General features: G+C 70.6%; 12 protein-coding genes. 10 read left to right on the top strand and 2 right to left on the bottom strand.

Annotation, left to right across the window (positions count from 1 at the left end; genetic code table 11):
* Positions 1-825: 825 nt before the first annotated feature.
* Positions 826-1377, top strand: coding sequence for an HD domain-containing protein (locus PHY01_RS04930; protein WP_246085707.1), 552 nt, complete (start codon positions 826-828; stop codon positions 1375-1377).
* Here PHY01_RS04930 and PHY01_RS04925 read toward each other — a convergent pair.
* Together PHY01_RS04925 and PHY01_RS04920 are read right to left on the bottom strand one after the other, a co-directional pair.
* Complete coding sequence (locus PHY01_RS04925) at positions 1359-1829, bottom strand: NUDIX hydrolase (RefSeq protein ID WP_141277323.1); 471 nt, start codon at positions 1827-1829, stop codon at positions 1359-1361. The genes PHY01_RS04930 and PHY01_RS04925 overlap by 19 nt on opposite strands.
* A 9-nt stretch (positions 1830-1838) precedes the next feature.
* Positions 1839-2585, bottom strand: a complete 747-nt coding sequence (locus PHY01_RS04920) for a helix-turn-helix domain-containing protein (RefSeq protein WP_141277322.1) — start codon at positions 2583-2585, stop codon at positions 1839-1841.
* Between the two features lie 221 nt (positions 2586-2806).
* Here PHY01_RS04920 and PHY01_RS04915 point away from each other — a divergent pair, with 221 nt between their 5' ends.
* The 9 genes from PHY01_RS04915 to PHY01_RS04875 are packed head-to-tail and all read left to right on the top strand — an operon-like array spanning position 2807 to position 7530.
* Positions 2807-3025, top strand: coding sequence for a helix-turn-helix domain-containing protein (locus PHY01_RS04915; RefSeq protein ID WP_246085706.1), 219 nt, complete (start codon positions 2807-2809; stop codon positions 3023-3025).
* Positions 3022-3342, top strand: coding sequence for a hypothetical protein (locus PHY01_RS04910; RefSeq protein ID WP_141277320.1), 321 nt, complete (start codon positions 3022-3024; stop codon positions 3340-3342). Before PHY01_RS04915 ends, PHY01_RS04910 begins: the two co-directional genes overlap by 4 nt.
* Positions 3343-3348: 6 nt before the next feature.
* Positions 3349-3582 carry a hypothetical protein gene (locus tag PHY01_RS04905; protein WP_141277319.1) on the top strand — a complete coding sequence of 78 codons (234 nt, stop codon included), beginning with the start codon at positions 3349-3351 and terminating at the stop codon, positions 3580-3582.
* On the top strand, positions 3579-3986 hold the full coding sequence (locus tag PHY01_RS28070) for a WhiB family transcriptional regulator (protein ID WP_141277318.1): 408 nt from the start codon (positions 3579-3581) through the stop codon (positions 3984-3986). The genes PHY01_RS04905 and PHY01_RS28070 overlap by 4 nt, the downstream gene beginning before the upstream one ends.
* Complete coding sequence (locus tag PHY01_RS04895; protein WP_141277317.1) at positions 3983-4330, top strand: hypothetical protein; 348 nt, start codon at positions 3983-3985, stop codon at positions 4328-4330. Before PHY01_RS28070 ends, PHY01_RS04895 begins: the two co-directional genes overlap by 4 nt.
* Positions 4327-4899, top strand: coding sequence for a DUF2637 domain-containing protein (locus PHY01_RS04890; RefSeq protein WP_141277316.1), 573 nt, complete (start codon positions 4327-4329; stop codon positions 4897-4899). The genes PHY01_RS04895 and PHY01_RS04890 overlap by 4 nt, the downstream gene beginning before the upstream one ends.
* Positions 4896-6665: a type IV secretory system conjugative DNA transfer family protein gene (locus PHY01_RS04885; protein ID WP_141277315.1), complete on the top strand. Its 1770-nt coding sequence runs from the start codon at positions 4896-4898 to the stop codon at positions 6663-6665. Before PHY01_RS04890 ends, PHY01_RS04885 begins: the two co-directional genes overlap by 4 nt.
* Entirely contained in the window at positions 6665-6901 is a 237-nt protein-coding gene (locus tag PHY01_RS04880) for a hypothetical protein (protein WP_141277314.1), read from the top strand. The genes PHY01_RS04885 and PHY01_RS04880 overlap by 1 nt, the downstream gene beginning before the upstream one ends.
* Positions 6898-7530 carry a hypothetical protein gene (locus tag PHY01_RS04875; RefSeq protein WP_141277313.1) on the top strand — a complete coding sequence of 211 codons (633 nt, stop codon included), beginning with the start codon at positions 6898-6900 and terminating at the stop codon, positions 7528-7530. Before PHY01_RS04880 ends, PHY01_RS04875 begins: the two co-directional genes overlap by 4 nt.
* The last annotated feature ends 214 nt before the right edge of the window (positions 7531-7744 follow it).

Here is a 7744-nt window from a genome sequence, read left to right as displayed (position 1 = left end):
AGTAACGCTTCCCGCTGTCGTAGCGACAGCCGGTTGACACGTCGACTTCTAGTCGAGTGATCAGCCCCAACAGGATGCCCTGAGGAGTCACCGTGGATCTGCTGCCCGGAGACGCGACGTCGACACAGATTTGCAGCGGTACCTAGTGAGCCGTCCGCTTATCGCCCTAGTAGTGCTTGTCTCATTTGGTATCGCATCGATTCCAGCGTTTAACTGGGCCAGCGAACATCAAGTCAGCGAGATACGAACGGCGTCCGTTACCCCGGTTCGGGCAGTGGAGATCGGAAAGGGCAGCCAGCGTGGCCTATGGTCGGGGTCATTTGAGTGGACGTTAACTTCTGCAACCGAGGTCATCGATTGTGGATCAGTACTTGCGCCAAACGAACCGCCGATCCAGCAACGCGTGAATGAGATCAGCGAAGTGCAAGGAATTACGTTCGAAGACGTTCCACTGATCGAGCCTGAGGTTACAAGCTACCTAACTGCTACAGCCCAGTCTCACGCCGAAACGACGGCTGGGGACCAAAGCGCTTCAATTCAGAAGGCGATTCAATCATGCGCTGACGATCTGCCGTGGCGCCGATGGGGCTTCTTCTTCGCCACGCCGATTGGCTGGCTGATAATTATAGCCGCGATAGGCGCGGTCCTTGGGATGATGTACGGCGGGGGTGGAGGCGGAGGATGGAGGGGCCGCCTAAGCCCCAACCTATCGGGAAGCTGGACACTTCGACTGTGGCGGGGCTAGACACTCCCGCTAGAGCGTGTCTCCATATGAACTGGAGCCCCGCGCAAGCGGGGTTGAAGGATGGCACCTAGATTGCCGACGTGGAATTGGCGCAGCTGGCCGAACAGCATCTGAGCGGGCCTATGCCTCGCCGGTGGGCTCACGTGCAGGCAGTTGCCGCCGAGGCCCGACGAATCGCACCAGCTTTAGACGATGGCGAGCTGCTGGTTACCGCAGCTGTCCTGCACGACATCGGGTACGCGCCCACCCTGGCCACCACGATGTTCCACCCGCTCGACGGCGCCCGGTTCCTACAGGCACTGGGAATGCCGACCCGGCTCTGCGCCCTTGTCGCACGTCACTCGTGTGCGCTGAAGGAGGCCGAGCTGCGTGACTGCGGTGCGGACGTCGCCGAGTTCCCCGACGAGGAGACACCTGTCCGCGATGCCCTCTGGTACTGCGACATGGTCACGGGCCCGGACGGACAGCGGCTGACGGTCGACGACCGGCTGGCGGAGATCCGGAACCGCTACGGACCGGAGAGCCTCGTCGGCAGGTTTCTCGACGTCGCTCAACCCGAGCTGGTCGCCGCGGTCGAGCGGACCATTGGGCGCTACACCGCGGCCGGGATTCCTCAGCCCAAGTACGGCTGAGGGTCTCCGCGTAGTCCGTCCTCGATCCGCACACGCATGCGTGGGTGCATGGTTAGGCCGTCGATCGCCGACGGCTCCACCCAGTGCACCTGCGTCGACTCGTTGCTGATCGTCGCCGATCCACCAATCTGCTGGGCGCGGAAGCAGATCGAGAACTCTTGCCGTACCTCGCCGTCGTCGTAGGCGATGACGTGGCCCGGATACGAGTAGATGCCGACGAGGCCGGTGATCTCGACGTCGATACCTGTTTCCTCCAACGTCTCGCGGATCGCGGCAGCGGGCGTCGACTCCCCCACCTCCTGCCCCCCGCCGGGCAACGCCCACTGGCCGTTGTCTGCACGCTTGATCAGCAGCACGCGGCCGGCGTCGTCCTGGACGAACGCGGTCACCCCGACGACGAGGCTGTTCGGCCGGGGCGCGGACGGGTCATCGAGGTAGTCGGTCTTCGGCACGCCGCCTTGCTACCACTTCGGCGGCTTCGCCGTCTCCCAGACGCGGTCGAAGCTCTGCGCGTAGGTCCCGAAGAGATCGCCGGCCGACAGCCGGCGCAGGTGCAGTGCCGGGGCGTGCGGCGCAGTGATCCCGAGAACGTGCGGGTTGACGATCATCTCGTCGTCGTAGCGGTAGATCGAGTTGTACAGCGTCGTCGAGTGGCACCGAATCTCGACGCCGGGCTCGCCGTCAAGCGGCCGGACCAGCGCCAGCGCATTGCGGATCTTCGCCGAGATCGTCGCTTTGCCGATCCCCTCGTCCGTGCTCCTGCGGATGACCTCGCGGCTGTTGGGTTCCCCGTAAAGCAGCCGCACCCGCGCGCCGGCCGTAGCCTTCGCGCGCAGCGCCGGAACGAACGCCGGGTCCTCCGTCAAGAACATGCCGACGTAGACGAGCACGTCGATCCGTGCCGTGGCCGAGCTGAGCAGCCGGCTCCACAGCTCGTGCGGGATGTCGTTGCGGTGCGGGTAGATGCGGACGACCTCGGACTCGTCAGCTGCTGCCGCCCGGTCCGGGCTGAACGCGTCGGGCCACAGGTAGCGCTCGGTCTCGCGAAGCATCGCCGCGAGCTTGCCCCGGTACTTCGGGTACGGAGAGCGGCCCTGGGTGATCCACCGCTCGACCGTCTTGGCGTCGACCTTCAGCTCCTCGGCAACGTTGTCGGCGCTCAGACCCGCGCGTTGCAGCGCGTCGCGCAGGCGTTCATTGACCGGCACGACAGCCTCCCGAGGACGCATAGGGACGACTTATCCTAGCAAGGACGTCTGTAGAAGTCCTGCCATGCGGTGTGGAAATCCCAGCGATCTGTTGAGAGTAGGGAGCCGACGGACCCGGGTTGGCCGAGTCCGCGGACTCGACAGGGGTCGGGCACATGCAACCGAACGAGACCGAGAAGCCCAGGTGGACGCCAACCCGGGCCGGGCGTGACGCACGAGCAGTGAGCACCGCACCGCGGTTCTACAGCGTGGCGCAGGTGGCCCGGATCTTCGGCATGTCGTCGATGACGGTCTACCGCGCGATCGCGGACGGGCAGTTCCCGGCGCTGAAGGTGCGGGGTCGCCTGATCGTCCCGGCGAAGATCGTCGACGAGATGACCGAGGCCGCGATGGCCGAGGGCGTCGTCGTCGACGCCGCCAGCTGGGTGGTGGAGCGATGAGCAGCGTCCTCATGCACCTCGACGAGGCGCTGGAGCGGGTTCTGCGGCTCCGGGAGCAGCTGCTGGCCGACCCGTTCGCCGAGGCACGGGCAGAGCGCCTCGCGCTGCTGTTCGAGTCCGAGGCGCGGGCGTGGTCGCAGCTGTTCGAGCTGACCCAGCTGCGGCCGGTATGGCGGGCGGCCCTGGCCGCCGAGCTGGTGGCGCGGCAGCAGGCCGCGCGGTGGCGCGAGCGCGCGGTCATCGAGCGGGCGATGCGCGTGCACTCGCCTAAGGACCCGAGCGCCGTCCGGTCGCTCGCACACATCGGGCAGGGGTGACGGGTCATGGAGAACGTCGGAGTGCTCATCTTCTTCGCGGTGCTGGCCGCGTTCATCTGCGCGAAGGCGCGGGTCCCGGCCGGGGCGGTCGTGTTCTCCCTGATCGCGCTCGTGCTGTTCGTCGGGACGCCGGTCGGCGAGGGCCTGCCCGGTGCGGTCGCGACGTTCGTGGGTGTCGTCGACGACGCCGCGACGCCGGCCCTGACCAACGCCCCGGGCGAGAGCGGAGCAGTGGGATGAGCCCGCGGGAATGGCGGTCGTGGGCCGCATGCCGGGACGGGGTCGACCCAGAGCTGTTCTTCCCGGTCGCGGACTCCGGACCGGTGGCGGAGCGGCAGGTGCAGGAGGCCAAGGCGGTGTGCGGCGGGTGCTGCGTCCGGGCGGAATGCCTCTCGTTCGCGCTCGGCGCGCTGACCGACGGGATCGCCGGTGGCTTGACCCCGGCCGAGCGCCGTCGACACAGCCGGCGCCTGGCCGCAGGTGGCCGTCCTCGGGTCGTTCGTGGGTCGGCGGAGGCGGGCCGTGCCGCCATCCGGGCCGGTGGTCGCGTCGTCGAGGTGGCCGCGACGTTCGGGGTGACCGTGCGGACGGCGGAGCGGTGGGCGCAGGACGTCCGCGCCGCCAGGCAGCGGGGTGCGGCATGAACGCGTCCGAGCACGCCGACCTGGGTGCCACCTCGTGGGGCGAGGCGGCGCGGGCCCAGCTCGACGCCGAGCCGGACCACGCCGACTTCTACGCGCTGGCCGGCGAGATGGCGGCGACGTTGTCAGCCCTGCAGGACGTGGCGAACGTGCTGCGCCGTCAGGTGGCCCGCTACGGCGAGGGCCATGACGTCTACGACGACACCCGGTCCGTGGACCCGCACGCTCGGCTGGCCGAGGCCGCCGAGCTGCTGGCCCTGCTGCGTGACGACCTCACCCCGGCGCTGCGGAGGACGCACGCGTTCTGGGCGTCGATCTCGCACATCGGCGTCGAGGAGCCGTCATGAGGGCCCGGGCCGTGCTCTACGGACTGCTCGCGGTGGTGGCGGGCGCCGCTGCGGTGCTGTCGTTCGCCGCGCTGCGCGACCTGGCCCTGCTGTGCGGATTTGCCCCGATGCTGGCCTGGCTGCTGCCGGTGGTCGTCGACGCGGGCGCCGCGGCCGGGTCGCTGGTGTGGCTGGGCGGTCCCGCCGCCGACGCCGCACGGCGGTTCGCCCGCACTCTCGCCCTGACGCTGCTCGCGCTGTCGGTCGCGGCCAACGCACTCGGGCACGGCCTGGCCGCCTACACCGTCGCGCCCGCCTGGTGGGTGGTCGTCGCCGTCTCGTCCGTCGCGCCGGCCGTCCTCGGGGCGGTGGTGCACCTGGCCGTCCTCGTGGGCCGACCGGCCGACGCCCCGCCCGAGTCCCGACAGCAGCCGCCGCACGACCGGGCCGGCGACCTCATCGCGGCCGGAGCAGGACGGCGCCGACTCTCCCGGGAGCTGGGCGTCACCGAGCACGAAGCGCGGCAGCTGCTGCAACGCACCCGCGCCACCTCCAACGGGCACGTCCTCGACTCAGGAGATCCGGAATGAACGGCTCGACGCTCGTGATCCTGCTGGCCCTGCTCGCCGGGTCGGCCCTCGCCTGGCGACGTGGTGCGCGCGCCATGGCGACCGCATTGATCCTCGTGGCAGCGCTCCCGGCCGTCACGCTGCTCAAGCAGACGCCGGCCTGGGCGGTCGTCGCCGTCGGGGTCGTCCTGGTGGGCGTGCTGTGGCACCGGCACGCCCGCACTGCCGCGACGATCACCCGCTGGAGCGCCATATCCCGGCGCAAGGCGGGCGTCGCCTCGACGATGGACATCGCCCGGGTGGCGAGCGCGCCGGCGATGCGCCGCAAGGCAGCCAGCGTCCGCCCATCGCTCGCGCAGACGACTCGGCGCGCCCGGTGGCTCCAGCTCCTACGGCTCCCGGCCGTCGAGGTGGCGGTACGGCTGTGCCGCGTCGGTGCGCAGTCGGTGTGGGCGTCGGTCGAGGACTTCATCGTCGTATTCGGCGGGCCGCGGACGGGCAAGACCCAGTGGCTCGCCGGACGGATCATCGACGCCTCTGGGGCGGTGCTGGTCACCAGCACTCGGATCGACCTGCTCGACATCACCGCGCCGCTGCGCGGTAGCAAGGGTCCTGTCTACGTGTTCAACGCCGTCGGGATGGCCGGCCTGGCGTCCACGATCACGTTCGACCCGCTCACCGGGTGCACCGATCCCACGACCGCGGCGGAGCGGGCGGCCGACATGCTCGGCGCCTCCCGCGGCGGGAGCGGCGACCGGGAGTTCTGGGACGCCCAGGGCCGGCGGGTGCTGGCCGCGCTGATGCACGCCGCCGCGCTGGGCGGGCTGCACATGCGCGACGTGCTGGGCTGGGTCGCCGACCCCGACAGCGCCGGGCGGGTGGAGTCGCTGCTGCGCCGCTCGCCCGAGGACGCGTTCGTGCAGGAGGCCCGGCAATTCATCTCGACCAACGACCGCACCCGCAGCTCGATCACCTCCACGATCATGCCCGCGCTGGGCTGGCTGACCAGCTCCGCGGCCGCGGCGGCCGCCGAGGGCTCAACGCCGTTCGACGTCGCCGAGCTGCTGGCGTCCCGCGCGACGGTGTACCTGCTGGGCGCTGAGGAGACCCAGGCCGCGCCGCTCGTGTGTGCTCTGACCGGGCATGTGGCCCGAGAGGCCCGCCGGATCGCCGCCGGCTGCCCGGGTGGGCGGCTCGACCCGCCGCTGACCCTCGCGCTCGACGAGGCCGCCCTGATCTCGCCGGTCCCGCTCCAGTCGTGGAGCGCGGACATGGGCGGGCGCGGGGTGACGATCATCAGCGCGTTCCAGTCCCGGGCGCAGTTGCTCGCCCGCTACGGCCAGCACGACGCCGCGACGACCCTCAACAACGCCGGGTCAGTCATGGTGTTCGGTGGCACCCGCGACCGCGACGACCTCAACTTCTGGGCCACGCTCGGCGGGGAGCGCGACGAGCCGATCACCACCACCGACCTGCACGGGCGGGTCGCCTCCCGCACAGTCCGCAAGGTCCCGGTCGTGGCACCCGCGCAGATCGCGAACCTGCCCGCCGGGCGCGTGGTGACCTTCCGCCGCGGGATGCCGCCGGTCGTCGGGACCGTCGACATGGCGTGGCGACGCCGGGATGTCCGTGCCCTATCCCGGACGGGTGGACGGTGGGAGCGGCCGCGCCGCGCGTGGGCGTGGCTCACCCGCCCGCCCTTCTCCCCCGCACACGAGGTGGCGCCGATCGCCCGCGACCTCCCGGTGTGGGCCACCGCCCGACCCGACGAGGGCTGGAGGAACTGATGGCCGAGATGCCGAGCGTGCGCGAGATCGCCGCACTCACCGCCCGCCTACGAGACCTGACCCGCCCCGGCGCAGTCGCCGACGACGCCGCCCGGACCGAGTTCCTGGCCGACAAGGAGGCGCTGCTGGCCCGCATCGTCGCCGACCAGGACGAGCAGGAGCGGGCCGAGCAGCTCGCGATCTGGCACGTCGACGACACCACGACCGAGGCCGGCGACTACCGGGAGCCGACATGACCGCCCCGGACTCACGCGACGCGGCGCTGGGCCGCGAGCACGCCCGCACCGCACGCCGGGTCAGCGAGCTGGAGACGCTCGTCCAGCAGCTCTGCGCCGACGTCCACACGATGGCCCGCCGCGTCGGTGGTGCGGCCGAGCCGGACGCGGAGCGGGCCCCGGGGTCGTGGCTGCTCGCCGACGACCCGGTCGTCGCCTCCGCCCAGCTCGGCGATCTCGTGGAGTGGCTCAACCGGGTCTATCTCCGCTATCAGGGCACGTGGCTGCCGACCTGCTGGCTCTGGCACGCCGACGCCGTCGAGGAGCTGTGGTGGCTGCGCTGCGCGCACGCCGACGCCTACGACACCGACCGCGGTTCCTGGCAGCGCGCCGCGGACTGGCACGACCGCCAGCGCCCCGGTGTCGTTCGGCGGCTCACGAAGGAGATCGGCAACTGCGAGCTGTCGCTGCACCTACCCGGCGCCCGCCGCGCGGTACCGCCGACTCCCGTCCCCCTGGCCCCGGCCGCCGCGCAGATCGCCGCCGCCTGGATCGACTCCGGCCGACATGACCCGGCTCCCGTACCGACGCCCGATCAGCTCGCAGCAGCCGAACGACACGATCACGACCAGTACCGGAGCCAACGATGACGACTTCACCGAACGCGACGACCGATCAGAACCCCACGACCCGAACACTCACGACCACGACACACACGAACGACGACCACCAAGCACCCGAAGATCAACCGACAGACAAAGACCAAGATCCGAAGTTCCAGCACACCCAGGCATCCGGATCCCCCGGTACCCGCCGCGAGCCCTGGCGGGCCGCGGCGAAGATCAACTACACGCCCCACTGCAG

It is taken from the genome of Pseudonocardia hydrocarbonoxydans (assembly GCF_006539565.1).
In the GTDB taxonomy this organism is placed as follows: Bacteria; Actinomycetota; Actinomycetes; order Mycobacteriales; family Pseudonocardiaceae; genus Pseudonocardia; species Pseudonocardia hydrocarbonoxydans.
The sequence above is the reverse complement of the archived record's forward strand: the minus strand, read 5'-3'. Positions and strand labels throughout refer to the sequence as shown.